The 25,335-nt window shown below is 73.9% G+C and carries 26 protein-coding genes; 8 read left to right on the forward strand and 18 right to left on the reverse strand.

The genetic code is table 11. The annotated features are described in order from the left end of the window. Positions 1-14: 14 nt before the first annotated feature. The gene (locus AB0J97_RS14245; protein WP_364088226.1) at positions 15-1,010 is read left to right on the forward strand and encodes a hypothetical protein; all 996 of its coding nucleotides are present in this window, start codon (positions 15-17) and stop codon (positions 1,008-1,010) included. Positions 1,011-1,101: 91 nt separating this feature from the next. On the opposite strand, the gene AB0J97_RS14250 is transcribed toward AB0J97_RS14245, so the two are convergent. The 3 genes from AB0J97_RS14250 to AB0J97_RS14260 form a co-directional block, all read right to left on the reverse strand. Beyond that, positions 1,102-2,037 carry a pirin family protein gene (locus AB0J97_RS14250; RefSeq protein WP_364088787.1) on the reverse strand — a complete coding sequence of 312 codons (936 nt, stop codon included), beginning with the start codon at positions 2,035-2,037 and terminating at the stop codon, positions 1,102-1,104. A 55-nt stretch (positions 2,038-2,092) separates the two neighbouring features. Continuing rightward, positions 2,093-3,214, reverse strand: a complete 1,122-nt coding sequence (locus AB0J97_RS14255; protein WP_357704680.1) for an MBL fold metallo-hydrolase — start codon at positions 3,212-3,214, stop codon at positions 2,093-2,095. Between the two features lie 87 nt (positions 3,215-3,301). After that, a complete protein-coding gene (locus AB0J97_RS14260; protein ID WP_357704682.1) occupies positions 3,302-4,090 on the reverse strand; it encodes an SDR family oxidoreductase in 789 nt (262 codons plus the stop codon). A 105-nt stretch (positions 4,091-4,195) separates the two neighbouring features. Here AB0J97_RS14260 and AB0J97_RS14265 point away from each other — a divergent pair, with 105 nt between their 5' ends. Beyond that, a complete protein-coding gene (locus tag AB0J97_RS14265) occupies positions 4,196-4,858 on the forward strand; it encodes a helix-turn-helix domain-containing protein (protein WP_364088229.1) in 663 nt (220 codons plus the stop codon). Positions 4,859-5,091: 233 nt separating this feature from the next. On the opposite strand, the gene AB0J97_RS14270 is transcribed toward AB0J97_RS14265, so the two are convergent. From AB0J97_RS14270 to AB0J97_RS14285, 4 genes are all read right to left on the reverse strand, one after another. Beyond that, positions 5,092-5,826 (reverse strand): DUF3152 domain-containing protein, encoded by a 735-nt coding sequence (locus AB0J97_RS14270; protein ID WP_364088232.1) that lies wholly within the window; start codon positions 5,824-5,826, stop codon positions 5,092-5,094. A gap of 184 nt (positions 5,827-6,010) precedes the next feature. Further along, complete coding sequence (locus AB0J97_RS14275; RefSeq protein WP_364088234.1) at positions 6,011-7,417, reverse strand: FAD-dependent oxidoreductase; 1,407 nt, start codon at positions 7,415-7,417, stop codon at positions 6,011-6,013. A 109-nt stretch (positions 7,418-7,526) separates the two neighbouring features. After that, on the reverse strand, positions 7,527-7,955 hold the full coding sequence (locus tag AB0J97_RS14280; protein WP_364088237.1) for a type II toxin-antitoxin system PemK/MazF family toxin: 429 nt from the start codon (positions 7,953-7,955) through the stop codon (positions 7,527-7,529). Between the two features lie 43 nt (positions 7,956-7,998). After that, complete coding sequence (locus AB0J97_RS14285) at positions 7,999-8,856, reverse strand: helix-turn-helix transcriptional regulator (protein WP_364088239.1); 858 nt, start codon at positions 8,854-8,856, stop codon at positions 7,999-8,001. A 161-nt stretch (positions 8,857-9,017) separates the two neighbouring features. Here AB0J97_RS14285 and AB0J97_RS14290 point away from each other — a divergent pair, with 161 nt between their 5' ends. Beyond that, a complete protein-coding gene (locus AB0J97_RS14290) occupies positions 9,018-9,368 on the forward strand; it encodes a VOC family protein (RefSeq protein WP_364088242.1) in 351 nt (116 codons plus the stop codon). On the opposite strand, the gene AB0J97_RS14295 is transcribed toward AB0J97_RS14290, so the two are convergent. Then, on the reverse strand, positions 9,365-10,441 hold the full coding sequence (locus AB0J97_RS14295) for an epoxide hydrolase family protein (RefSeq protein ID WP_364088244.1): 1,077 nt from the start codon (positions 10,439-10,441) through the stop codon (positions 9,365-9,367). The genes AB0J97_RS14290 and AB0J97_RS14295 overlap by 4 nt on opposite strands. Before the next feature lie 51 nt (positions 10,442-10,492). Here AB0J97_RS14295 and AB0J97_RS14300 point away from each other — a divergent pair, with 51 nt between their 5' ends. Both AB0J97_RS14300 and AB0J97_RS14305 read left to right on the forward strand, forming a co-directional pair. Then, positions 10,493-11,437 carry a YafY family protein gene (locus AB0J97_RS14300; protein WP_364088790.1) on the forward strand — a complete coding sequence of 315 codons (945 nt, stop codon included), beginning with the start codon at positions 10,493-10,495 and terminating at the stop codon, positions 11,435-11,437. A gap of 7 nt (positions 11,438-11,444) precedes the next feature. After that, positions 11,445-12,218: an acyl-CoA thioesterase domain-containing protein gene (locus AB0J97_RS14305; protein ID WP_364088246.1), complete on the forward strand. Its 774-nt coding sequence runs from the start codon at positions 11,445-11,447 to the stop codon at positions 12,216-12,218. A 50-nt stretch (positions 12,219-12,268) separates the two neighbouring features. Here the strand turns inward: AB0J97_RS14305 and gndA are convergent, their stop codons facing one another. Together gndA and AB0J97_RS14315 are read right to left on the reverse strand one after the other, a co-directional pair. Next, positions 12,269-13,693, reverse strand: coding sequence for an NADP-dependent phosphogluconate dehydrogenase (gndA, locus tag AB0J97_RS14310; RefSeq protein ID WP_357704700.1), 1,425 nt, complete (start codon positions 13,691-13,693; stop codon positions 12,269-12,271). Between the two features lie 68 nt (positions 13,694-13,761). Then, positions 13,762-14,454, reverse strand: a complete 693-nt coding sequence (locus AB0J97_RS14315) for an HAD family hydrolase (RefSeq protein WP_364088793.1) — start codon at positions 14,452-14,454, stop codon at positions 13,762-13,764. A gap of 24 nt (positions 14,455-14,478) precedes the next feature. On the opposite strand from AB0J97_RS14315, the gene AB0J97_RS14320 reads away from it, so the two are divergent. After that, positions 14,479-15,123 carry an SDR family oxidoreductase gene (locus tag AB0J97_RS14320; RefSeq protein WP_357704702.1) on the forward strand — a complete coding sequence of 215 codons (645 nt, stop codon included), beginning with the start codon at positions 14,479-14,481 and terminating at the stop codon, positions 15,121-15,123. An 81-nt stretch (positions 15,124-15,204) separates the two neighbouring features. Next, complete coding sequence (locus tag AB0J97_RS14325) at positions 15,205-17,709, forward strand: ATP-dependent Clp protease ATP-binding subunit (protein WP_357704704.1); 2,505 nt, start codon at positions 15,205-15,207, stop codon at positions 17,707-17,709. A gap of 18 nt (positions 17,710-17,727) precedes the next feature. On the opposite strand, the gene ptsP is transcribed toward AB0J97_RS14325, so the two are convergent. From ptsP to AB0J97_RS14365, 8 genes are read right to left on the reverse strand one after another with little or no spacing between them, the layout of a single operon-like run. Then, entirely contained in the window at positions 17,728-19,317 is a 1,590-nt protein-coding gene (gene ptsP, locus AB0J97_RS14330; RefSeq protein WP_364088250.1) for a phosphoenolpyruvate--protein phosphotransferase, read from the reverse strand. Beyond that, a complete protein-coding gene (locus tag AB0J97_RS14335) occupies positions 19,310-19,633 on the reverse strand; it encodes an HPr family phosphocarrier protein (protein ID WP_364088252.1) in 324 nt (107 codons plus the stop codon). Before AB0J97_RS14335 ends, ptsP begins: the two co-directional genes overlap by 8 nt. Positions 19,634-19,644: 11 nt before the next feature. Continuing rightward, positions 19,645-20,649 (reverse strand): zinc-dependent dehydrogenase, encoded by a 1,005-nt coding sequence (locus AB0J97_RS14340; protein WP_357704710.1) that lies wholly within the window; start codon positions 20,647-20,649, stop codon positions 19,645-19,647. Beyond that, a complete protein-coding gene (locus AB0J97_RS14345; RefSeq protein WP_364088256.1) occupies positions 20,646-21,071 on the reverse strand; it encodes a PTS sugar transporter subunit IIA in 426 nt (141 codons plus the stop codon). The genes AB0J97_RS14340 and AB0J97_RS14345 overlap by 4 nt, the downstream gene beginning before the upstream one ends. Continuing rightward, complete coding sequence (locus AB0J97_RS14350; protein ID WP_357704714.1) at positions 21,064-21,372, reverse strand: PTS lactose transporter subunit IIB; 309 nt, start codon at positions 21,370-21,372, stop codon at positions 21,064-21,066. The genes AB0J97_RS14345 and AB0J97_RS14350 overlap by 8 nt, the downstream gene beginning before the upstream one ends. Before the next feature lie 3 nt (positions 21,373-21,375). Next, a complete protein-coding gene (locus AB0J97_RS14355; RefSeq protein WP_364088260.1) occupies positions 21,376-22,569 on the reverse strand; it encodes a PTS mannitol transporter subunit IICB in 1,194 nt (397 codons plus the stop codon). 33 nt (positions 22,570-22,602) lie between these two features. After that, positions 22,603-23,598, reverse strand: a complete 996-nt coding sequence (gene pfkB, locus AB0J97_RS14360; protein WP_364088262.1) for a 1-phosphofructokinase — start codon at positions 23,596-23,598, stop codon at positions 22,603-22,605. Then, a complete protein-coding gene (locus AB0J97_RS14365; protein WP_357704720.1) occupies positions 23,595-24,356 on the reverse strand; it encodes a DeoR/GlpR family DNA-binding transcription regulator in 762 nt (253 codons plus the stop codon). Before AB0J97_RS14365 ends, pfkB begins: the two co-directional genes overlap by 4 nt. Positions 24,357-24,464: 108 nt before the next feature. Here AB0J97_RS14365 and AB0J97_RS14370 point away from each other — a divergent pair, with 108 nt between their 5' ends. Further along, on the forward strand, positions 24,465-25,319 hold the full coding sequence (locus AB0J97_RS14370; RefSeq protein WP_357704722.1) for a hypothetical protein: 855 nt from the start codon (positions 24,465-24,467) through the stop codon (positions 25,317-25,319). Positions 25,320-25,335: the final 16 nt, after the last annotated feature.

Genomic DNA, 25,335 nt, shown 5'->3' on the forward strand with positions numbered 1-25,335 from the left:
GGCTAAGGAGGACAGTGGCGGTCGCCTCCCCCGCCGTGGGTCACGTCGCGCGGGCCATGGTCGCCGTCCTGACCGGGCTGGTCCTGATGGCGGGCAACGCCTCAGCGGGGCTCGCGGCCCCCAAGCCCTCCGTGAAGCAGCTCAAGAAGGAGCTGGCCGCGCTGAGCAAGGAGTCGGACCGGCTGATCGAGGAGTACTACAACGGCCGCCGCGCCCAGCAGCAGGCCGAGAGGACGGAGAAGGCCGCGCGCGAGCGGTTGGCCGCCGCCCAGGAGGTCTACGACCGGGAGTCGCTCCAGCTCAGGACGCTGGCCGTGGCCCAGTACATCGGCGGCGAACCCAACCAGGTCGCCCTGTTCACCGCCAGCGAGGACCCGGACGGGTTGTTGCGCCGCCTGGCGCTCAGCCGTCACCTCATCGACGTCCAGGACGCCCGTCTGCGCGGCTACGCCCAGGTCAGGGACGAGCGCCGCAAGGCCGAGGAGGAGGCCGCGGCCCGCTCCGAGGAGCTCGGGACGGCGGTGGCCGACCTGGAACGGCGCAAGGAGAAGGCCGAGAAGCTGATCGAGCGGATCAGGGACCGGATCGACAAGCTGTACACGGCGCCGGGCGTGCGGCGTCCGGACGGTACGTGGGTGCCGCAGCTCCCGGACGGCTCCGAGAACATCACGCCGCGCATGCGCCTGGTCAAGACGTTGATCAAGGAACGGTTCGCGGTGCCGATGGGGATCGGCTGCTACCGGACGATCCAGGACGGCGGCGAGCACCCCCTCGGCCGGGCCTGCGACTTCATGCTCAGCCACGGCGGCGCGATGCCCTCGCCGGCCGAGGTCAAGCGCGGCTACGAGATCGCGAACTGGGCGATCAAGAACTCCCGGCGCCTGGGCATCATGTACATCATCTACCGGCAGCGCATCTGGCACTCCAGGACCGGCACCTGGCGCACGATGTCCAATCGCGGCGGCACGACAGCCAACCACTTCGACCACCCGCACATCTCGGTCTACTGATCCGCGGGGGCCGGGTGCTCGGCCCACTGATTCTCCGAGGGTGGCTGGGCGCTCGGCCTACTGATCTTCGGGGGTGGTTGGGCGCTCGGGTCTACTGATTCTGGGGGCCGGCTGGGTGCTCGGCGCGGACGCGGCCGCGGGGCTTGAGCCGGATGGAGGGGAGTGCCGGGGCGGGGAGCGGGTCGCCGTCGAAGCCCTCGACCGAGCCGAAGCCCTCGCCCTCCATCCACTCCTCGCGGAAGGCGGCGATCTCCTCGTGGGAGCGTCCCACGAAGTTCCACCACATGACGATCTCCTCGCCGAACGGCTCGCCGCCGATCAGCAGCACCCGTCCGCGCCCGGACAGCCGCAGCGTGCCGGGGCCCGGCGGCAGGTAGCGCAGCGCGCCCGGCACGGCCTGCTCGACCTCGCCGTCGAGCAGCAGCAGCCCGTGCTCGAAGCCGGGGTCGAGGGGCACCTCGCCCGTGCCGTCCACCGCGATCTCGGCGCCCACCAGGGGGCTGTGGGCGGTGGCGGGCGAGGTCACGCCGCCGAGCTCGCCCATGATCACAGTGGCCTCGAAGCCGGGGCCGGACAGCACGGGCAGGGTGGTGTGGTGCTCGAAGGCGGGGGCCGTTCGACGGTGGGCGTCGGGCAGGGCCACCCAGAGCTGCACGCCGTGCAGGGTCGTGCCCGGCGACTCCTCCGAGTGCGAGATGCCGCGCCCGGCTGTCATCAGGTTGAGCTGGCCGGGGCGCACCCGGCGCAGGCTGCCCACGCTGTCGCGGTGGAGCACCTCGCCCGCGACCAGCCAGGTCACCGTCTGCAGGCCGGTGTGCGGGTGGGGCGGCACGCGCATCAGCGCCGGTTCGGGGCCGTAGGCGTCGACGAAGCACCAGGCGCCGATCATCCGGCGGTGCACGCCGGGCAGCGTCCTGCTGACCCGCATCGCGCGGGGGCCGCCCAGGGGCACCTCGCGCCCGGTCAGCACCTCGCCGCGGCTGTCGGCTTCGGCGGCGCAGCGGAGTTCCTGGGGGTCGCGTTCCATGTTGCTCACCCCATGACTGTAGGGGGCCGTACGACCCCCTACGCGTCCCGGACCGTTACCCCAGGGTCTCCCACCAGCCGTCAACGGCCTGGACGGCGGTCACGTCGACGCCCTCGCCCGGCCGGGGCACCACGATCTCGACGTCTCGTGCCTTCGCCTCCCGCCACAGCCGGTCGACCGGCTCGGCCCACGGATGCAGCGCCAGCGTGAACGTCGCCCAGTGGACCGGCAGCAGCAGCGAGCCGCCCAGGTCGAGGTGGGCGTTGACCGCCTCCTCCGGGTTCATGTGGATGTCGGGCCAGGCCGGGCTGTAGGCGCCGATCGGCATCAGCGTCAGGTCGAACGGCCCGTGAGCGGCGCCGATGCCCCGGTAGCCCTGGAAGTATCCGGAGTCGCCGGCGTAGAACACCCGCTTGTTCGCCCCGGCCACCACCCACGAGCCCCACAGAGTGTCGTTCCTGGTGAAGGTGCGTCCGGAGAAGTGCCGGGCGGCGGTGGCGACGAAGCGCAGGCCCGCCACCTCGGCCTCCTCGTCCCAGTCGAGCTCGATGATCCGGTACAGCGGCACGCCCCACCGCTCAAGGTGCGCTCCGATGCCCAGCGGGACCAGGAACGGCGCCTTCTGGGTGCGCGTGAGCGAGCGTACGGTGGCCATGTCCAGGTGGTCGTAGTGGTCGTGCGAGATCGCGATCGCATCTACCTGCGGCAGCTCGCCGAGGTCGACCGGCAGCGGGTGGTGCCGCTTGGGGCCGACGAGCTGGGAGGGGGAGACCCGGTTGCTCCACACCGGGTCGAACAGCACCCGCTTGCCCTCGATCTCCACCAGCGTGGAGGCGTGGCCGTACCAGACCGCGCGCAGGCCGTCGGCGGGCGGCGGGCCGGACGGGGGCAGGCGCAGCGGGATGGGCCCGGCCGGATGCCGCTGCTCCTTGTTCCTGCCCAGCTCGGCGAGCAGCCCCACGGGCGGCGTGGTCATCAAGGTGGTCGGCTCGGGCATGGGGTTGACGAAGGTGTCGCCCCTGAACTGCGGCGAGCGCCGCATCCTGCCCGCCCGGTCCGGCCCTGACGTCAAAGGCCGCACGCCCAGCTCGGCCGGTATCCCGCGCAACGCCCATCCGGCCGCGGCGGCCACCGCGCCGCCCGCGAGGATCCGCCGTGCGGTCCGCATTCCTGCCATTGCCCACGCTCCCCTGGAGATGATGTCCATCCCGCCCAACCGGACGGGATTCCCCGGTGTTCCCGTTCTACGATATATCGCGATAGTTCAAACCGTCTTGATCGCTCCGCCGTCGATGACGTAGTCGGCGCCGTTCACGCTTCCGGCGTGCGGCGAGGCCAGGTACGTCACCAAGGTGGCGACTTCTTCCGGTTCGACGAACCTACCGGTCGTCATTCCGGTGACCGACGGCAGCCCCGCGAGCAACTGCTCGTGCTCCATGCCGAGCGAGGCGGCCAGGGCGGCGCCGTACCCGTCGGGGGCCTCCCACAGGGCGGTGCGCGCGGCGCCGGGGGAGACGGTGGCGACGCGCACCCCCTGCGGGCCGAACTCCTCGGCCAGGGCCTTGCCGAACGCCGTCAGCGCGGATTTGGCGACGGTGTAGACCATCGGCCCCATGTGCGGCGCGCGGGCGCCGTTGGAGGAGATGTTGATCACAGTGCCGCGCCGGCGCAGCAGGCTGGGCATCGCGGCCCTGGTGGCCCGCACGGCGCTGAGGAAGTTCAGGTCGTAGGCCTGGCGCCAGGCGTCGTCGTCGAAGCCGAGGAAGCCGCCGAGCTGCCCCTGGCCGCTGTCGCCGCCGCCCACGTTGTTGACCAGGAGGTCGATCTCGTCGAGCTCGGCCAGCGCCCGTTCGACCAGCTCGGCCGGGCCCGCCGCGGTGGACAGGTCGGCGGTCACTACGGTCGCGCCGGTGCGCTCCAGCTCGGGGGAGATCGTGCGGGCCGCGGCCACGACCCGCATGCCCTCGGCGCTCAGCGCCTCGACGATCGCCAGCCCCAGCCCCCTGCTCGCCCCGGTGACGACGGCGGTCTTGCCGGTGAGTCGCATGTCCATGAGAAACGCCTTTCTTGCATCAGTGGTGATGCGATGACTCTAGAACTTGCAACACTGATGACGCAACTTCGGCTGGAAGAGGAACTGTCCTGTACCCTCTGAGCTGTGAGTGGGACGACGCGGGCCCTGCGGTCCGACGCGGAGCGGACGGTCAGGACGATCCTGGAGGCCGCCGAACGGGTGCTCAGCAGGAACCCGGCGGCCAGCATGGAGCAGATCGCCGAGGCGGCCGGGGTGGCGCGCACGACCGTCCACCGGCGCTTCGCCTCCAGGGACGCTCTGGTGGAGGCGATGGCGGAGTGGGCGACCCGGCAGTTCGCCGCCGCCGTGGACGCCGCCCGTCCCGAGCAGGCGCCGCCGCTGGTGGCGCTCTACCAGGTGACGGCGAACGTGCTGCGGGTGAAGATCGACTGGGGGTTCGCGATGAGCCGCGCGTCGGTGGCCGGAGTGGCGGGGGCGGAGGTGGCCCGGGTGCACTCCGAGGTCGAGGCGAGGTGTGACCAGCTGTTCCGGCAGGCGCGGACCACCGGGGTGCTGCGGGAGGACGTGGAGCCGGAGTGGGCCCGGCGGGTCTACTACGCGCTGATCCACGAGGCGGCGCAGAGCCGGGACGGAGAGCCGGAGGCGCTGGCCGCGCGGCTGGTGGACACCATGCTCCGGGGCCTGGGCCCAGGCCCCGGCCTCCCACCCGCCCCCACCGCGCCCTCTGTTCCCGCGCCCACCCCGACCGCGCCCCCTGCGCCCGACCCCACCGCGCCCGCCCCCTGACTCCGCCCCGACCGCGCCCCCTTCCTCCGCGGTGAGCCCGCCCGGCGGGCCGGGCGGCTCCTGGCCCTTCCGCTGGCGGGAGCTTCGAGCCCGTCTGAGGGGTAGCCCGCCGCCCCGGCTGCTCGCGCCGCCTGCCAGGCTGGGCGCCTACCGATCCCTTCGCCGTCGGGAGCTTTGAGCCCGTCCGAGAGTGGCCCGTCGACCCGGTGCTCGTGTCGCCCGCCGTGCTTCGCTCAGGGTTTGCGGGTCAGGGCGTCGCGGCGTTCCTCCGGCCGGCGTTCGGGGTGGGGCCATGGGTTCGGACGGCAGCGGCCCAGCGACTTGGACTGCTGGACCATCACCGGAGCCGGCCGGCCCGGGCCGGGGCAGGCGCGGTGGCCGTGTCCCAGGCTGTGGCCGACCTCGTGGCTGATGACGTAGTCGCGATAGGCGGCCAGGTCGCCGTCGTACTGGGGGACGCCGTCCGCCCAGCGGACCGCGTTGATGACCGAGCGGGTCCCGTTCCAGCACGACAACGTGCCGCCGGTGCGCAGCGGCAGGCACTGGCGGACGGTCAGCTCCGGGCTGGACAACGCCACCCGGACCCGTACCGGACCGTGGTCGACGCGCTGGAAGCGGGCCCATCCGCGCGGGTCGTTGAGTGTCCGGTGCACGGCCGCCGCGAACACGGCCCCGTCGATCGGCAGGCCGCGTTCGACCTCCACCAGGTAGCGCACCACCTCACCCTCTCCGGGCCGGGCGGCCGCGCCGCCGGGCACCACGGCGTACGAGCCCGAAGCGGCGTACGGCACCTTGACGTGCTCCGCGGGAAGCGGAGTCGGCGCGGGGACGGAGGGACGGGGCGGAGGCGTGACGGACGGCGCGGGAGTGGTCCGCTTTCCAGAGCCCTCGGGCCCGTCCGCTCGTTCCGGGGCGGAGGCGCATCCGGCCGCCAGCAGCACAATGATCAGCAGCGCGAGCAGCGGCAACGCGGCCTCCCCACGAGATCACGATGGGGAGGAATCCACCATATCCGCGCAGTGCCGCATGGATCATGCCGGGGTCCGGCCAACGCCGGCCTACCCGCCTACACCCCCTTCCGGACGCGGCCCAGCCACGGATGGCCTCCCGGCCGTCCTTCATGCGGCGTCCGGCCGGTCACTCGCGGGCGGGTCAGACGGCGGGCGGCGCGTAGGGGGTGAGGTCGATGGGCGACTGTTCGTCGAGGGCCAGCCTGGCCACGAGCTCGCCGGTGAACGGGCCGGCCGTCAGGCCGTACGCGCTCAGGCCCGTCGCCACCACCACCCGGGGGGTGAGCCGGCCGATGAGGGCGGGGCCGGGGGCGTTGACCGGGCGCAGGCCGACCCTGGTCTCCGACACCGTCGCCCCGAACAGGCCGGGCGCCACCCGCAACCCCGCCGCGATCACCTCGTCGAGCCCGCCCATCGTGACCCGCGGCGCGAACCCGACGTCCTCCACGGTCGCGCCGATCACGACCCGCGAGCCGGGGAACCCCAGCAGGTACGGCCCGCTCCTGGGCAGCACGATGGGCCAGAACGCGGTGTCCACGCCGTCGAGCGTGGCGTGCAGGATCTGCCCCCGCCGGGGGAACACCGGGAGCTCCACCCCGAGCGGACGGCACACCTCGCCGGTCCACGCCCCGGCCGCCACGATCACGACGTCCGCCTCCAGCGGGACGCCCTCGTCGGCGGGCGCCCGATCGGCCGCGGGAGGCCCGGCGGGCTCGGCCGGACGGGCTGGCCGGACGGGCGCGGCAGGCTGGACGGGTTCGGCGGGCGCGGGCGGGATCGGGGCGGGGCCCTCCGGGGAGCCGTCAGGGGGACCGCCGAAGGGGGCGTCGCCCGCCGCTGCGACCGGCCCCTCGGCGGACGCCTCAAGGGGGCTCTCGGTCAGGTCCCCGGTGGAGGACGGCGTGAGAGGGGCGGCCTGCCGCCAGGAGGCGGTCTCGCCGCCCGCCGCCTCGGCACCGGGGCCGGTCCATTGCCGCCCGTCGCCCGCCGGGGGCTCCTCGTCGGCGGCATGCAGGCGTACCCGCCCGTCGGGGGTGAGGACGGCGTCGCCCCTCAGCACCTCGGCGCCCTGGGCGACGGCGGCGCGCAACAGCGCGTCACGCACGGCGCCGCCGTCCACCCGGGCGGCGCCGGGCACGAGCAGCGCGCTGAGGTCGTCGGACAGCGGCGGGAACAGGTCGGACGGCGTGAGCACGTCGGTGACCTCGCCCATCTCGGGCGCGTCGGCGTAGCGGCGGCGCAGCAGCGCGCGCACCGGTTCGAGGTCGACCGGGTCCTCCGCCACGAGCAGGGCCCCGACCTTGGCGTAGCCGATGTCCTCGCCCAGGGCCTCGACCAGCGCCGGGTAGTGGCGGGCGCCCTCCCTGGTCAGCCGGTACCAGGCGTCGTCCTCCGGATGGTCCACCCAGGGGCACACGATGCCCGCGCCCGCCTGGGTCGCCTGCCCCTGGGAACCGCGGTCCACCACGGTCACGGCCACGCCACGGCCGCTCAGGTAGTAGGCCGCGCTCGCTCCGACGATCCCGCTGCCGATCACCACAACACGCATGGACCCATGATCGCAGGCGTGGGTGACCTCGGGCGATGACCGGATCGTGCGCTTACCATCCGGATACTCCCTCACGCCCATCCATGGGGTCAGGGACCCGGCGGCGCGGTCAGCCCACGCCCCACCCGTGCGTCTGCATGAGGACGGACGCCACCCGCGCGAACCGGTCGCCGTCGAGCACCGCGCCCTCGCGGCGGATGTCGGCCTCGTCGAGCACGAAGACCCGGTCGAGCCGCAGGTACGACACCCGCCCGTCGCGGCCCCACGCGCCGACCTCCAGCCAGTCGGGGCCGTCGTCGCCCTTGCTGGACAACATCATGCCGAGCAGCCTGCGCCCGGTACGGCCCACGACCAGCAGCGGCCTGTCCTTGCCCCGCGCCGGATCCTCCTCGTACGGCACCCACGCCCACACGATCTCCCCCGGATCGGCCAGGCCGTCGAGGTCGGGGGAGTAGGCCAGAGTGACGGGCCCGTTGAGCGAGTGGACCTCGCGTACGACGCCCCGGTCGGGCCGGGGGTCCTCACCTAGATCACGCATTGTGGGAGCCTACGGCGGCGGGCCGCCCGAAATCCACCCGGCCTCAGGGAACGGGGGAGGCCAGCAGACGGCGTAAGGCCGCCGGGGTGTGGCCGACGTGGCGGCGAACCGTGCGGGTCAGGTGGGCCTGGTCGGCGAACCCGAGGTCGGCGGCGAGCGCGGCCAGGCCGGTCTCGCCGCTCTCCAGCCGGTCGAGCGCCCGGCTCACGCGCACCCGGTTGCGGTAGTGGGTCAGCGAGACGCCCAGCTCGCGGGTGAAGGCCCGGCTGAGCCGGTAGGGGGAGACGGCCAGGAGCTCCGCCAGCGGCAACAGCCCGGCGGCCGCCGGATGATCGGCCGAGATCGCCTCGCGGGCGGCCTCGGCGATGGCGGCGGGGGAGCGGACAAGGGAACGGGCGGGGGAGCCGGCAGGACCGGGGGCGGACGTGGGCGCGGCGGCCGGAGTGGCGGGCCCGGCCAGCTGGGTGAGGGTGGCGCTGGTCAGCGACAGGAGGGACTCGACCAGCGCGAAGTCGGGGTCTCCCGCGCGGGCGGCGGCCAGCAGGCGCCGGTGCGCGAGCTCGAAGCGGGCGTCGATGTAGACGGTCGGGCGGGCGAGCCGGGTGCCGTCGCCCGCCAGCGTGCGCCAGAGCGCGGGGGACAGGGACAGGGAGGTGCAGACGTCGCCGCCCGCCGGGTGGGCGAAGCGTTCCTCCTCGCCGGGCGCGCCCAGGTAGGCCATCGTCGGGTCCACGGCGGCCGGGCGGCCGTCGGCCATGCGGCGGAACGCGCCGCGGTGGACCAGCACCATGCGGTGGGCGCGGCCGACCTCGGGCCGTGACCAGCCTCGGTGGTCGTCGACGCAGGTCACCAGGTCGAGGGTGAAGCCCTTCCCACGGGCCAGCTGTCTGGAGGATCGCACCCGCCGAACGTTACGCGCCGCCTCCGACAATCTCCCCCGCCACGGCCCGGGGCCTGTGGCGCCTGGGGGCATGGCATCGGCGGGGGTGCGCGGCGGAGGCGTGGGGCGGGGTGCAAGGATGTTCAAGACCCGGTGTCGTCGTCACCGGCAAGGTGGGCGACATGACAACAATGATTTCCTCCATAGTCGTCGACTGCGCCGACCCCGTCGCCCTGGCGGCCTTCTACGCCAAGGCGACCGGCTGGCAGGTCGCCGACTCCGACCCCGAGTACGCCACCGTCACCGGCGGCCCCGTGCAGCTGGCCTTCCAGCGGATCGACGGCTACCAGGGCCCGGGCTGGCCGAACGACGGCAAGCACCTGCACCTCGACCTCACCGTCCCCGACGTCGCGGAGGCGAAGCGGACGTTGGTCGCCCTGGGCGCCACCCTGCCCGACCAGCAGCCGGGCGGTGACGAGTGGACGGTGGTGCTCGACCCCGAGGGTCACCCGTTCTGCGTGATGGCCGGCTAGAGCCCGGCGAAGAACGCCCTGACGTCCTCGGCCAGCAGATCGGGGGCCTGGAGGGCGGCGTAGTGACCGCCGCGCGCCGGCTCCGACCAGCGCACCACGTTGTGGGAGCGCTCGGCGTAACGGCGGACCGTGCTGTCGCCCGGGAAGACGGCCACGGCCGTCGGCGTCCTGCCGGGCTCGGCGGGCGGCGCCCAGTCGCCGCCGCTCTCGCGGTACAGGCGCGCCGAGGAGCCGGCGGTGCCGGTCAGCCAGGTGATGGTGACATCGGTCAGGACGTCGTCGGGGGCGACCCCGCCGACGTCCTGGCCCCAGCTCGCGAACGCGTCCAGGTGCCAGGCGAGCTGGCCGGCGGGCGAGTCGGCCAGGGCGTAGGCCAGGGTCTGCGGCCTGGTGCCCTGGACGGCGGCGTAGCCGGAGAACTCGCGGTGCCAGCGCTCGATCCGCCGCGCGCGCTCGGTCTCGGCGTCGGTCAGTCCGGACAGGTCGTCGGAGACGAAGGCCGTGAGCGCGTTCAGGTGCACGCCCACCACCCGGTCGGGGACCATCCGGGCCAGCGCGGGGGAGACGAGCGAGCCGAAGTCGCCGCCCTGGAGGCCGTACCGGTCGTAGCCGAGGCGGTCCATGAGCTCGATCCAGGCGGCGGCGACGCGGCGCACGCCCCAGCCGGTCTCGGTGGTGGGGCCGGAGAAGGCGAAGCCGGGCACGGACGGGATGACGAGGTGGAAGTCCCGGGCGAGCGGCTCGGCCACCCGGGAGAAGTCGGCGAACGTGCTGGGCCAGCCGTGCGTCAGCAGCAGCGGCAGCGCGTCCGGGCGCGGCGAGCGTACGTGGGCGAAGTGCACGCGCTGGCCGTCGATCTCGGTCGTGTACTGCGGCAGCTCGTTGAGCCGCGCCTCGTGCGCCCGCCAGTCGTAGCCGTCCAGCCAGTACGCGGCCAGCTCGCGCACGGCCGCGGGCGGCACGCCGTAGGACCAGCCGACCCCGTCCAGGGCGTCCGGCCAGCGCGTACGGTCCAGCCGCGCCCGCAGGTCGTCGATCGCGGACTGTGGGACGTCGATGACGAATTGGTTCATGCCACCCACGCTAGGCACCATTGCGGTCAGGAACGGGCCACAATGGACAGTGTGCTCGACACCTCGGCGCGGCTTCTGCGCCTGCTCTCCCTCCTGCAGACGCGGCGCGAGTGGACCGGCGCGGAGCTGTCGAACCGGCTCGGCGTGGCCCCGCGCACGCTGCGCCGCGACATCGAACGGCTGCGCGGCCTCGGCTACCCGGTGGGCTCCACGCCGGGGGTGGCCGGCGGCTACCGGCTCGGTCCGGGCGCGGAGCTGCCGCCGCTGCTGCTGGACGACGAGGAGGCGGTGGCCGTCGCGGTCGGCCTGCGCACGGCCGCGGGCGGCACGGTGACCGGCATCGAGGAGACCTCGCTGCGCGCCCTGGCCAAGCTCGAACAGGTGCTGCCCGCCCGCCTGCGGCAGCGCGTGAACGCCCTGCAGACGCACACCGTGCGCGTCGGCGGGCAGGGCCCGACGGTCGATCCCGAGCTGCTGATCCGCATCACCGCCGCCTGCCGCGACCGCGAGCAGCTCCGCTTCGACTACACCGACCACGAGGGCGCCGTCACGCTGCGGAAGGCCGAGCCGCACAGCCTGGTCAGCAAGGGCAACCGCTGGTACCTGGTCGGCTGGGACGTCGACCGCCAGGACTGGCGCACGTACCGGGCCGACCGGATCGAGGTGCGCACGCCGAACGGCCCGCGCTTCGCCCCGCGCGAGCCGCCGGAGGCCGACGTCGCCGCCTGGGTGCGGCACCGGCTCGGCCACGAGATGTGGCCGGTCCAGGCCCGTTTCCTCATCCACGCGCCCGCCGCATGGCTGGCCGGCCGCGTCGCCGGTCAGGTCGAGCCCGTGGACGAGGCCCGCTGCGTGCTCACCATGCGCGGCGACGACCTGCACCTGATGGCCGTGGCCGTGGCCTTCCTCGACGTCGACTTCGAGGTGCTCGAACCGGCCGAGCTGAAGGAGCGCCTGCGCGCACTGGGACGGCGGCTGCTCTCTTCTAGAATATGATTCGGTGATGGCGACGTCAGCGTTTTTCACGCGCAAGGAGGGCGAGTTCGTGCCCGCCCCGCACGCGCGCAGCCCCTGGTCCCCCGACATGCTCCACGGCCGCCTGCTCGGCGGCCTGGCCGCGAGCGCCCTGGAGGAGCGGCACGCCGAGCCCGGCCTGCACTTCGCCAGGCTGACCGTCGACCTGTTCCGCAACAGCCCGATGCTGCCGGTGACGGTGGAGACCACCCTGGTCAGGGACGGGCGGCGGATCCGGGTCGCCGACGCCGTGCTCTCCACCGCGCAGGGCGTGATCGGCCGGGCCTCGGCCGTGCTGCTCCGGCAGGGCGAGCAGCCCGGCGGCAGGCTGCCGCACACGCCCGCCTGGGACGAGCCGCCGCCCGCCGGCGCCCCGGCCGAGGGGCAGGGCTGGAAGCCGCCGTTCGACCTGTGGCGGCTGACCGACTGGGGCCAGGGCGGGCGCGACCGGGTGTGGCTGCGGGAGACGCACCCCCTGATGGACGACGAGCCGCTGACGCCGCTCACCCGCGCCGCCCTGGCCGCCGACTTCGCCAGCCCGCTGGCCAACGTCGGCTCGGCGGGCGTCAGCTTCATCAACGCCGACTACACGCTGACGCTGGCCCGCCTGCCCGAGGGCGAGCTGATCGGCGTCGAGGCCGGCGGCCACCTCAGCGCGGAAGGTGTGGCGACCGGCCAGGTCACCCTGCACGACACGACGGGCCCGATCGGGTTCTGCGTGGTCACGGCGGTCGCCAACCCGGTCGCCCTGACCGGCCGCTGACCTCCCGGCGACCACCCGGCGACCACCCGGCGAACTCCCGGCGAGCGAGGTCAGGCGGGGCTCTCGGTGCGGTCGCCCGACCAGTCGGTGTGGAAGGCGCCCTCCCGGTCCACCCGGTGGTAGGTGTGCGCGCCGAAGTAGTCGCGCAGTCCCTGCACCAGCGCGGCCGGCAGGCGGTCGCGGCGCAGCCCGTCGTAGTAGGCCAGCGCGGAGGAGAAGCCCGGCGTCGGCACGCCGATCCGCACGGCCGTGGTCACCACGCGCCGCCACGCCTCCTGCGCGGCGTTCAGCGCGGCGGCGAAGGTGGGGTCGGCCAGTAGCGTCGGGAGCTGCCGGTCGGCGTCGTACGCCGTGCGGATGCGGTCGAGGAACTTGGCCCGGATGATGCAGCCGCCGCGCCAGATGGTGGCCATGGCGCCGGGGTCGACGTCCCAGCCGTACTCCTTGGAGGCGGCGGCGATCTGGTCGAAGCCCTGCGCGTAGGCGACGATCTTGGACGCGTACAGTGCCTGGCGGACGTCCTCGATCAGCTCGCGCCCGCCGACGCCGGACAGCTTCGGGCCCTCCAGCGACGCGGCGGCGGCGCGCTGCTCGGGGTGGCCCGACAACGCGCGGGCGAAGACCGCCTCGGCGATGCCGGTCACCGGGACGCCCAGGTCGAGCGCGCTCTGCACGGTCCAGCGGCCGGTGCCCTTCTGCTCGGCCTGGTCCACCACGACGTCCACGAACGGCTTGCCCGTGGCCGCGTCCACCTGCTCCAGCACCTCGGCGGTGATCTCGATCAGGTACGAGTCCAGCTCACCCCGGTTCCACTCCCTGAACACCTCGGCCAGCTCGGCCGGCGTCGCGCCCAGGGCCTGGCGCAGCAGGTCGTAGGACTCGGCGATGAGCTGCATGTCCGAGTACTCGATGCCGTTGTGCACCATCTTCACGAAGTGCCCGGCGCCGTCGGGACCGACGTGCACCGCACACGGGACCCCGTCCACCTTGGCCGAGATGTCCTGCAGGATCGGGCCCAGCGCCTCCCACGACTCCTTCGAGCCGCCCGGCATGATGCTCGGGCCGAGCAGCGCGCCCTCCTCGCCGCCGGAGATGCCGGTGCCGACGAAATGGATGCCACGCTCGCGCAGCGCCGCCTCACGCCGCCGGGTGTCCTGGAAATGCGCGTTGCCGCCGTCGACGATCATGTCGCCCGGCTCCATCAACTCGGCGAGCTGGTCGATCACCGCGTCGGTGCCCGGACCGGCCTTCACCATGATGATCGCCCGCCGCGGTCGCTTCAGCGACGCCACGAACGCGGCCAGCTCCTCGGCCGGCAGGAACGTGCCCTCCCCGCCGAACTCCCTGACCAACTGCTGGGTACGGGCCGTCGTGCGGTTGTGCACGGCGACGGCGTACCCGTGCCTGGCCAGGTTCCTGGCCAGGTTCCGCCCCATGGTGGCCAGGCCGGTGACGCCGATGTCTGCCAAATCCATCTCAACGCTCCTCTGTGGGGGATACGCACGATCAAGCTGGGAGGCTCGGCGAGATATTCCCCCGTCGCTCAGGAGGGAGAGCGCACGCCGAGCTCGTCCAGCCTGTCGAGCATGTCCGCCGGGTCGGCGTACACGCGGAAGGCCCCGGCGCGTTCGAGCTCGTCCCTGCCATATCCACCGGACAGCAGCCCGATGCCGAGCGCGCCCGCCCGGCGGGCGGCCAGCAGGTCCCAGACGCTGTCGCCCACCACCATCGCATGCAGCGGGTCCACCTGGACGAGCGCCGCACCGGCCAGGAACAGATCCGGGTCCGGCTTGGCCCGCCGCACCAGGTCGCGGGTGACCATCGGGGTGTCCTCCGGCAGGCCGAGCATGCCCAGCGCGAGCCGGGCCGTACGGGCGTAGCCGCTGGTCGCGATGGCCCACGGCACGCCGCGCGCGCTCAGCTCGCCGAGCAGCTCGGCGGCCCCCGGCAGCGGCCGCACGGACTCCACCTGCTGCTCGTACGCCTCGGCGTGGGTGACCTGCAGCTCGTCGATCTGCTCCGGAGTCAGCTTCAACCCGGTCTCGCGCAGCAGCGCGCTGACGAACAGGCCGCCGCTCATGCCGATGCGCCGGTGGATGCGCCACACCGACAGGTCGATCCCCATCCCGGACAGCGCCTGCCGCCAGGCGATGACGTGCTGGTAGACGCTGTCGATCAGGGTGCCGTCCAGGTCGAACAGGAACGCGGGCGTGGGGGCCTGCGGGAAGTCGTTCATGACGTCCATGACACCATGGGAGGCATGCGGATCATCATCGCGGGTGGGCACGGGAAGATCGCGTTGAGGCTGGCCGAGCGGCTCGGGTCCGGCGCGGTCGGCCTGGTGCGCAACCCCGCGCACGTGGCCGACGTCGAGGCCACGGGGGCCGAGGCCGTGCTGTGCGACCTGGAGAGGGCCACGGCCGACGAGGTGACGGAGATCCTGCGCGGCGGCGACGCCGTGATCTTCGCGGCCGGCGCGGGCCCCGGCAGCGGCGCGGCCCGCAAGGACACCGTCGACCGGGCCGCGTCCGTGCTGATGGCCGACGCCGCCGAGCGTGCGGGCGCGCGGCGCTTCATCCAGATCTCCTCCATGGGCGCCGGCCGCCCGCCCGCGCCGGGCAGCGACGCGGTCTGGGCCGCCTACATCGAGGCCAAGACCGCCGCCGAGGACGACCTGCGCGCCCGCGACGGCCTGGCCTGGACGATCCTGCGCCCCGGCCGCCTGACCGACGAGCCGGGCACGGGCCTGGTCCGGCTGGCCCCCGAGGTGCCGCCCGGCTCGGTGCCCCGCGACGACGTGGCCGCCGTCGTCCTCGCGCTCCTGGACAATCCGGGCACCGCGCATCGGACGCTGGAGCTTGTTTCGGGCGAAACCCCTGTCATCGATCTGGTGGCCACTGAGTAATGCGTCCCCTTTGCCGATTGCTGGCTATGACTTGCGGCTTCTTCGGCTAGATGTCCCCCTGATGCACTAGGGGGAGATCAAATGTCGGACATGCCGTTCAGGTCGTTCTTCGGGGGAGATCCGTTCAGGGGGTTCGAGGAGCTCACCGGGCGGGTGTTCGGCGGGATGGAAGGCTGGCCGCCGTCGCGTCCCGGCGTACAGCGGGTCGACGTGGGCAAGCTGCTCAGCGCCTCGGCGAGGGAAGTGCTCAGCCGGGCGCTGGAGGTGGCCGGGCAGCGCGGCGCGCAGGACATGGACGTCCTCGACATCCTCGACGCGCTGACCGAGTCCGACGCCACCCGCCCGCTGATGCAGGCGGCGGGCATCGACCTCGGCAGGCTGCGCGACCGCATCGACGCCCTGACCGGGCCCGGCACGGGGACCGAGCCGCCGACCACGCTCTCCCCGGCGGCCAAACGCGCCGTCCTGGACGCCCAGCGCATCTCCCGGGCCCTCCAGTCGTCCTACATCGGCCCCGAGCACCTGCTGCTCGCCGTGGCCGCCAACCCCGACTCCGGCGCCGCCCGCCTGCTCCAGGAGCAGGGCGTCTCGGCCAACGAGCTGCAGCAGGCCATCATGTCCGGCGCTTCCCGCCAGCAGCACGGCGACGGGCGGCAGCCCACCGACACCCCCGCGCTCGACGAGTACGGCCGCGACCTGACCGAGGAGGCCAGGCAGGGCAGGATCGACCCGGTCGTCGGCCGCGAGGACGAGATCGAGCAGGCCATCGAGGTGCTCTCGCGCCGCACCAAGAACAACCCGTGCCTGATCGGCGAGCCCGGCGTCGGCAAGACCGCCATCGTCGAGGGCATCGCCCAGCGCATCGTCAACGGCAGCGTGCCCGACACGCTCAAGGACCGCCGCGTCGTCGCGCTGGACCTGACCGGCATGGTCGCCGGGTCGAAGTACCGGGGCGAGTTCGAGGAGCGCATCAAGAAGGTCATCGACGAGGTGCGCGCGCACGCCGACGAGACCATCGTCTTCATCGACGAGGTGCACACCCTGGTCGGCGCCGGCTCGGCCGAGGGCGGCATGGACGCGGCCAACATCCTCAAGCCCGCCCTGGCCCGCGGCGAGCTGCACGTCATCGCCGCCACCACCATCGACGAGTACCGCAAGAACATCGAGAAGGACGCCGCGCTCGAACGCCGCTTCCAGCCGATCCTGGTCAGCGAGCCTACTGTCGAGCAGACGGTGGAGATCCTGGCCGGGCTGCGCGACGCGTACGAGGCCCACCACCAGGTGCGCATCACCGACGAGGCCCTGGACGCCGCCGCCAACCTCTCGGCCCGCTACATCTCCGACCGTTTCCTGCCCGACAAGGCCATCGACCTGATGGACCAGGCCTCGGCCCGGGTCCGGCTGCGCTCGCGCACCCCCGGCAGCGACGTGCGCGAGCTGGAGGAACGCCTCGACGCGCTGCGCCGCGACAAGGACCAGGCGGTCACCTCCGACGACTTCGACCGCGCCAAGGAGCTCACGGTCCAGATCGACAAGCTCCGCCCCGAGCTGGACCGCGCCCGGCAGGGCCACGACGCCGTCCCGCAGGTCATGGTGGAGGACATCGCCGAGGTCGTCTCCCGGCGTACCGGCATCCCCGTCACCCAGCTCACCGAGCAGGAGCGCGAGCGCCTGATGCGGCTGGAGGAGCACCTGCACGAGCGGGTGATCGGCCAGGACGAGGCCGTCGTCGCCATCGCCGAGGCGGTGCGCAGGGCCAGGGCGGGCCTGTCGGACCCGAACCGGCCCATCGGCAGCTTCCTGTTCCTCGGCCCGACCGGCGTCGGCAAGACCGAGCTGGCCAGGGCGCTGGCCGCCGCGCTGTTCGGCGGCGAGGACCACATGGTGCGCATCGACATGAGCGAGTTCCAGGAGCGGCACACCGTCTCCCGGCTGATCGGCGCGCCCCCCGGGTACGTCGGCTACGAGGAGGCCGGCCAGCTCACCGAGGCCGTACGCCGCCGCCCGCACGGCGTCATCCTGCTCGACGAGATCGAGAAGGCTCACCCCGACGTCATGAACATCCTGCTCCAGATGCTCGACGACGGCCGCCTGACCGACGGCCAGGGCCGCACGGTGGACTTCACCAACACCATCGTCATCATGACCAGCAACATCGGCGCCCAGCTCATCCTGGACGCCGAGGGCGACTCCGCGCAGCTCCAGGACCAGCTCATGGACCTGCTGCGCCACTCCCTGCGCCCCGAGCTGCTCAACCGCATCGACGAGGTGATCGTCTTCAAGCGGCTGGAGCGCGAGCAGCTCCGCCAGATCGTGGACCTGCTGCTGGAGCGCACCCGTCAGCGGCTGCGCGGCCAGGACGTCACCCTGGAGGTCAGCGACGAGGCCAAGGACTGGCTGGCCCGGCGCGGCTACCAGCCCGAGTTCGGCGCCCGCCCGCTGCGCCGCACCGTGCAGCGGGAACTGGACAACCGCCTGTCCACGATGTTGCTGACCGGCGAGGTGGGCGAGGGCGGCAAGGTCACCGTGGACGTCGAGGGCGACGAACTCCGGCTCAGGGCCCACAACCCGGAGCCGGTCGGCTGAGAAAGCGAGGGCCCGCCGTCAAGGCCGCGGCGGGCGGGCGGCCTCGCGGCACTCCTCCAAGGTGAGGGCCGCCAGGGCCGCGCGGACGACGGGCACGCACACCGGGGCCATCGACAGGCTCGACACCCCGAGCCCCACCAGCAGCGGCGCGACCGCCGGATCGCCGGCCGACTCGCCGCACACCCCGACCGGCTTGCCCGCCCGCAGCCCGGCCTCGGCGCACATGCCGACCAGCCGGAGCAGCGCGGGGTGGGCCGGGTCGAGCAGGTCGGACAGGCCGTGATGCTGCCGGTCGGCGGCGAAGGTGTACTGGGCCAGGTCGTTGGTGCCGACGCTGAGGAAGTCCACCTCGGCCAGCAGCTCGTCGGCCTGGAGGGCGGCGGCGGGCACCTCGACCATCACGCCCGCGCGGGGGAGGCCGCGCTCGCGGACGCGGCGGGCGAAGTCGGCCGCCTCCCGCGCGGTGGTCACCATCGGGGCCATCACCAGCACGTCGGCGCCCGTGGCGCGGGCGGCCTCGGCGATGGCGTCGAGCTGGGTGTCCAGGACGCCGGGCAGCACGCGGTCGACGCGCAGGCCGCGCACGCCCAGCGCCGGGTTGGGCTCGGGCGGCAGGCCGAGGAAGGGCAGCGGCTTGTCGGTGCCGGCGTCGAGGGTGCGGACGGTCACCGGCCCCGCCGCGGCGAACACCTCCGCGTACGCGGCCACCTGCTCCTCGTGGGAGGGCGGCTGCCTGCGGTCGAGGAACAGGAACTCGGTGCGGAACAGCCCCACGCCCTCCGCGCCGGGACGCAGGTCCGCGGCCGAGCCGATGTTGTGCAGCAGCCTGACCGGGTGGCCGTCGGCGGTCCGGCCGGGACCGGTGCTCGCCGCCAGCCTGGCCCGGTCGCGCCGGTCGGACTCCCGTACGCCGTCGGCCTCCTCGCCGGTGAGGCCGACCGTGACCTCGCCGGTGACGCCGTCCACGCCGACCAGCGTCCCGTCGGGGACGTCCAGGACGCCCGCGCACGCCACGACGGCGGGCAGGCCCCGGCCGCGGGCCAGGATCGCGGTGTGGCTGGTGGGCCCGCCGCGCTCGGTGACCAGCGCCAGCACCCGCGGGCCCAGGCCGACGGTGTCGGCGGGGGACAGGTCCTCGGCCACCAGCACGAACGGATGCCCGGGGTCGGGGACGCCCGGCATGGGCAGGCCCAGGGCGGCGGCCACCGCCCGGGACCTGAGGTCGTCGAGGTCGGCGGCCCGTTCGGCCAGGTAGCCGCCCAGCGCGGCCAGGGCCTCCCGGTGCGCGGTGAAGGCGGCGTCCAGGGCGTGGGCGGCGTCCAGGCCGTCGTCGCGCACGTGCGCCTCGGCCTGCTCACGCAGCACCGGGTCGGCGGCCATCATGGCCAGCGCCTCCAGGATCTCGGCCCCTTCGGCGGTGGCGTGGCCGGCGCGGCGTCCGAGGTCGGCGGCCAGGGCGTCCAGGGCCTCGGCGGTGACGGCCGCCTCGGCGCCGGGATCGGTCACCCGGCGGGGGGCGGGCAGCACCGGCGGGGCCGCCATCCGCACCACGGGCCCGGCGGCCCGGCCCTGGCTGACCCCCAGCCCCTTCAGCGTCGCCTCAGGCATCGAGCGCCCCACCGTCCCCAGCCCCAGCCGCCCCCGCCGCGTCGGGGGTGTCGGGGGCGTCGAGGTCGCGGGACAGGAGGGCGGCCAGCGTGTCGAGCGCCTCCTCGGCCCCCGCGCCGTCGGCCTCCAGCGTCACCACCGTGCCCCGTACCGCGCCCAGCGACAGCACCCCCAGCATGCTGCCGGCCGGCACCGACTTCTCCCCGAGCCGCACCCGCACCGGCACCCCGAGCCGGGCCGCCTCCCGCACGAACACCTTCGCCGGACGCGCGTGCAGGCCACTGGCCGAGGCCACGGCCACCGTTCGACTCGCCATCCCGAACCTCCTCAGGGTTCTATCGTCACCTTGATGGCCGTGCCCGTGCTGACGAGATCGATCCCGTCGAGCACCCGGGGCAGCGGCAGCCGGTGCGTGATCAGGTCGGACACCACGACGGCGCCCTCGGCCACCAGGCGCAGCGCCTCGGCGTTGTGCGCGGGGCTGGAGCCGTTCGCGCCCACGATGGTCAGCTCCCGATAGTGGACCAGGTTGGCGTCGAGCGCGATGACCGGGTCGTCCTTCGGCAGCCCGCCGAAGAAGCTCACGCGCCCCTGCCGGGCGGCCATCCGCACCGCCTGCTCCTGGGCCGCGCCGGAGGCCGCCGCCGTGATCACGACGTCGGCGCCGCGGCCGCCGGTCAGCTTGAGCACCTGCCCGACGGCGTCGGAGTCGATCACCGCGTCGGGACGCACCAGCTCGGCCGCCATCGCCAGCCGCTCGGCGTTGACGTCCACGAGGAAGACCCGGGATGCGCCGCGCGCCCGCGCCAGCCGTACGTGCAGGCAGCCGATCGGGCCCGCGCCCATCACCACCACGTCGTCGCCCGCGCCCACCCCGGCCAGCGACTGGCCGTTGAGCACGCAGGCCAGCGGCTCGGCCACCGACGCCTCGGCGAACCCGACACCGTCGGGAATCGTGTTGACCCCCTTCACGGCCAGCACCTTGGCCGGGACGATCAGGTACTCGGCGAAGCCGCCGTCGTAGTGGTAGCCCATCGACTCCTGGTTCGCGCAGACGGTCAGGCGGCCCCGGCGGCACTCGGCGCACGTCCCGCACGGGATGGCGGCGATCACCTGCACCCGCGCGCCCGTGCCCACGACCTCGCCGGCGATCTCGTGGCCCATCACCCGCGGCGGCCTGATGTGGTGGTGGCCGTACCGGAAGATCTTGGCGTCCGTGCCGCAGGTCGAGCAGTTGCGCACCCGGATCTTCAGCTCGCCCGGCCCGGCCTGCGGCTCCGGCGCGTCCTCGATCCTGATGTCGCCGGGGGCGTGGAACCTGGCTACCTTCACGTGAGCTCCTTCAGCACCTGGGCCGGGTCCGTCGCCTCGCGCAACGCCCTGGCCCGGTCGGGGTCGAGCAGGATCTCGGCCAGGGCCGCCAGCAGCGGCACGTGCCCGTCGCCGGCCGCGGCGATGCCCACGCACAGCGTGACCCGCTCGCCGTCCCAGTCGATCCCGCCGGGGAAGCGCACGACGCAGATCGCGTCGCGCCCGACGTCCTGCTTGGAGGCGGCCGTGCCGTGCGGGATGGCCACCTCCTCGCCGACGTAGGTGGAGATCGTGCGCTCGCGTTCGAGCATCGCCTCGACGTACGGCTGCGCGACCGCGCCCACGTCCACCAGAACCTGCCCGCACCTGCGCACGGCCTCCTCCCGCGAGGACGCGCTCTCGTGCAGCAGGATCGCCCGCCGGTCGAGCAGACCCTCACGCATCGACGGTGCCGCCGTTCCTGATGGTGTTCACCAGCCTGGTCACCGCCGGGTCGCCGAGGAAGACCTGGAAGGACACCAGCGGCTTGCCGGGCGCGGCGGCCCTGGCCCTGGCGGCCAGCCCGGAGTGGCACACGACGACGTCCGCGTCGCCGGGGATGGAGTTCACCGGGGTGTGCTCGACGGTGACGCCGCTCTCCTTGAGCTGCTTGCGGAGCTGGGAGGCGAGCATGACGCTGCTGCCCATGCCCGCGTCGCAGGCCACGACGATCTTGTGGATGTCCTTGCTGTCGATGCCGGCCACGGCTCACGCCTCCTTGCTGACGGGTTCGGTCCTGACGGGTTCGCTGCTCGCGGGGTCACTGGTGGCGGGGTCGGGGCTGGTCGCGGGGGCCGGGGTCGCCGGGTCCGCGACGGTGTCCTGCGGGCCGAGGGCGTCCGGCTCCTCGTCCTTCTCGCCCCGGCCGAAGCCGAGCAGCACGGCGGCGACGGCGAACGACACGGCCGTGGCCACCGCGATCCCGGCGATCGAGCCGAGCCAGCCGCCGCGCGGCGTCACCGCGAGGTAGGCGAAGATGCTGCCCGGCGAGGGCGTGGCGACCAGGCCCGCCCCGGTGATCATGAACGTGAAGACGCCGGCCGCCCCGCCCGCGATGACGGCCAGGATGAGCCGCGGCTTCATCAGCACGTACGGGAAGTAGATCTCGTGGATGCCGCCGAAGAAGTGGATGATCATCGCGGCGGGCGTGCTCGGCCGCAGCGGACGCGGCCCGAACAGCAGGTACGCCACCAGCAGCCCGAGCCCCGGCCCCGGGTTCGACTCCAGCATGAACAGGATCGACTTGCCCTGCCGCACCGCCTCGGCCACCCCCAGCGGCCCCAGCACGCCGTGGTTGACCGCGTTGTTCAGGAACAGCACCTTGGCCGGCTCGATCAGCACCGAGGCCACCGGCAGCAGGTTGTTGGTGATCAGCCACTCGACCGCGCCGCCCGCCGCGTCGGTGACGACGCGGACGACCGGCCCGATGCCCAGCACCCCGGCCACGGCCATCGCGGCGCCCACGATGCCGGCGGTGAAGTTGTCCACCAGCATCTCGAACCCGGCCCTGGTCCGCTGCTCGGTGAACTTGTCCACATATTTCAGGATTACGGCGGCGAGCGGGCCGACGATCATCGCGCCGAGGAACATCGGGATGTCCGAGCCCACGACGACGCCCATCGCCGCCACCGCGCCGACGACCGCGCCGCGCTGGCCGTGGACCATGCGGCCGCCGGTGTAGGCGATGAGGATCGGCAGCAGGGACTTGATGACCGGGTCGACCAGCGCGGCCAGTTCCTTGTTCGGCAGCCAGCCGGTGGGGATGAACAGCGCGGTGATCAGGCCCCAGGCGATGAACGCGCCGATGTTCGGCATGATCATCCCGGCCAGGTGGCCGCCTAAGCGCTGGATGGTGGCCTTGACTCCGGTGCCGTAGACCGGAGGGGTGTAGCTGTCGGCCATGGACGTGCTCCTTCGGGGGGGATGAGCAGTGGATCAGCCGTGCGGCGAGGGGGCGACCGGCTCCGGGACGGGCGGCGCCTGCGGGACGGTGAGCGGCCGGGCCGGGTCGGGGACTCCCGTCCGCACCCCGGCGCGGTCGATGTCGGCGGGGCCGGGCATCCTGCTGCCGGGCAGCCGGACCGCCGCCGCGCCCCAGGCCAGCGCCTCGGCCAGGGCGGTGACGCCGTGCCCGCCGGCGGCCAGGAATCCGGCCAGCATGGCGTCGCCGGCGCCGACGGAGCTGCGCGGCCCGGTGACCGGGGCCTCGCCGTACCAGACGCCGCCGTCCTCGACCAGGACGGCGCCGTCGGGGCCGAGGCTGGCCAGCACCGTACGGGCGCCCGCGGCGCGCAGTTCGGCCGCCGCCTCGACCACGTCGCCCACCCGGACGAGCGGCACGCCGGTCACCGCGGCCAGCTCGTCGAGGTTGGGCTTGACCAGGGCCGGACCGGCTCCGAGCGCGCGGGCGAGGGCCGGGCCGCTGGTGTCCACGGCGACGTGCAGGCCCGCGGCGGCGAAGCGGCGGCACAGCCGGGCGTAGACGTCGGCGGGCACCCCGGGCGGCAGGCTGCCCGAGGCCACCACCCAGTCCGCCACCCAGTTCGCCTCGCGCGCCGCGGCCAGCACGGTCTCGGCGATCGTGTCCAGCTCGGCCGCCGACAGCGCCGGACCCGGCTCGTTGATCTTGGTGACGGTTCCGTCGGGCTCGGCGAGCGTGACGTTGGACCGGGTCGTGCCCGCCACGGGGACGGTGACCATGTCCAGCCCCTCGGCGGCCAGCAGGCGGACGAGCTGCGCGCCCTCGTCCCCGGCGAAGGGCACCACCGCGCGGGCGGCGACGCCGTTGGCCAGCAGCGCCCGCGAGACGTTGACGCCCTTGCCGCCCGGGTCGAGCCGGGCCCGTGCGGCGCGGATCACCGCTCCCCGGGCCAGGGCGGCGATCTCGATCGTGCGGTCGAGGCTCGGGTTCAGCGTCAGCGTGAGGATCACGCGCGGATCACCTCCGGCCCGGCGGCGGCGATGTCGGCGGCCAGGGCGGGGTCGAGCCCGGCGTCGGTGATGACCACGTCGATCTCGCCCAGCTCGGCGAACGTGGCCAGGTAGGTGTTGCCGAACTTGGTGTGGTCGGCCAGCAGCACGCTGCGCTGCGCGGCCCGGACCATGGCCCGCTTGATCGCCGCCTCGGCAGGGTCGGGCGTGGTCAGGCCCCGGGCGGGCGAGCAGCCGTTGGCGCCCATGAAGGCGACGTCGACGTTGAGGTGCGCCAGCGGGCGCAGCGCCCAGTCGTCGACCGTGGCCAGCGTCTTGCCGCGCAGCCGCCCGCCCAGCACGATCACCTGCAGATTGGACCGCGAGGCCAGGACGGTGGCCAGCGGCGGCGAGTTCACGATCACGGTGAGCTCGCGGTCGGCGGGCAGCGCCTGGACCAGGCGGCCCGTGGTGGTGCCGGCGTCGATGATGACCGAGCCGTCCTCGGGCAGCTCGGCCAGGGCCGCCTTGGCGATGCGCTCCTTCTCCGCGGTCATCACCTCGTCGCGGGCGGCGAGCGCGGGCTCGAACCCCAGCCGTTCCACGGGGATCGCGCCGCCGTGCACCCGGCGCAGCACGCCCGCCCGCTCCAGCGCGGTCAGGTCGCGGCGGATCGTCTCGGTGGTCACGTCGAGCTCGGCGGCCAGCGTCACCACGTCGACGCGGCCCGCGTTCCGCGCCCTGCGGAGGATCTCCTGCTGCCGCTCCTCGGCGTACATGATGTTGGTTCACCGCCGTTTCTGGTTGGTTTCTCCTGTGTTTATACCCGCTTTCGTGGGACGGTCAAGAGGGGGACGGCACAATCTGGTAGTTATAGGCGGGTGCGAATGAAGCCTCTGGCCGCCGTGGCGGCGGTCGTCCCCGTCGTCGCCCTGGCCACGCCGGCCCACGCCGCCGCCGCGCGGCCGATCCGCGTGCCCGCGGGCACCACGGCGGCCTGGGTGGTGTTCGACCGCAAGGCGGGCAAGATCGTCGCCGTCCGGAACGCCCATCGGAAGTTCCGCTCGGCGTCGGTCGTGAAGATCCTCATCGCGATCGACTACCTGGAACGGCGCAAGAGCGTCCCGGCGGCCGACGCCCGGCTGCTGAAGATCATGCTGCGCTCCAGCGACGACGACGCGGCCTCGGCGTTCTGGGACCGCGGCGGCAAGGGGCAGATCATCGTCCGGACGGCGCGCAGGCTCGGCCTGTCCGACACCACGCCGCCGCCCGCCTCCAAGCCCGGCTTCTGGGGCTACACCTCGCTCAGCGCGTACGACGTCGTCAGGACCTACCGCTACCTGCTCGACACCGCCGACGCCCGGGTGCGCGACCTCGTCCTCGGCCACCTGCGCGCCTCCACGCCGTGCGGCACCGACGGCTTCGACCAGACCTTCGGCATCCCGCGCGCGGTCCCGAGGCCGTGGGCGGTCAAGCAGGGCTGGTCGGGATTCGGCACGACGCCGCCGGGCAAGTGCGACGCCAAGAGCGTGGCCGCCCCCGTCTCGTGGATCGCGCAGCGGGCGACCGGTTCGGGCGTGCCCGACTACGGGCGGCCCGTGCTGCACACGACGGGCCTGGCCGGCGCCGGCGACCGCCTGGTCATGGCGGTGCTCACCGCCCACCCGGCGGGCAGCGCGTGGAGCGGCTCGGTCAAGCGCGTCACCGACCTGACGGCCGCGCTCCACCGCTCGGTGTCGTAGCCGCGAAGGCTCTGCC

Source organism: Nonomuraea sp. NPDC049607 (assembly GCF_040675375.1).
GTDB lineage: Bacteria > Actinomycetota > Actinomycetes > Streptosporangiales > Streptosporangiaceae > Nonomuraea.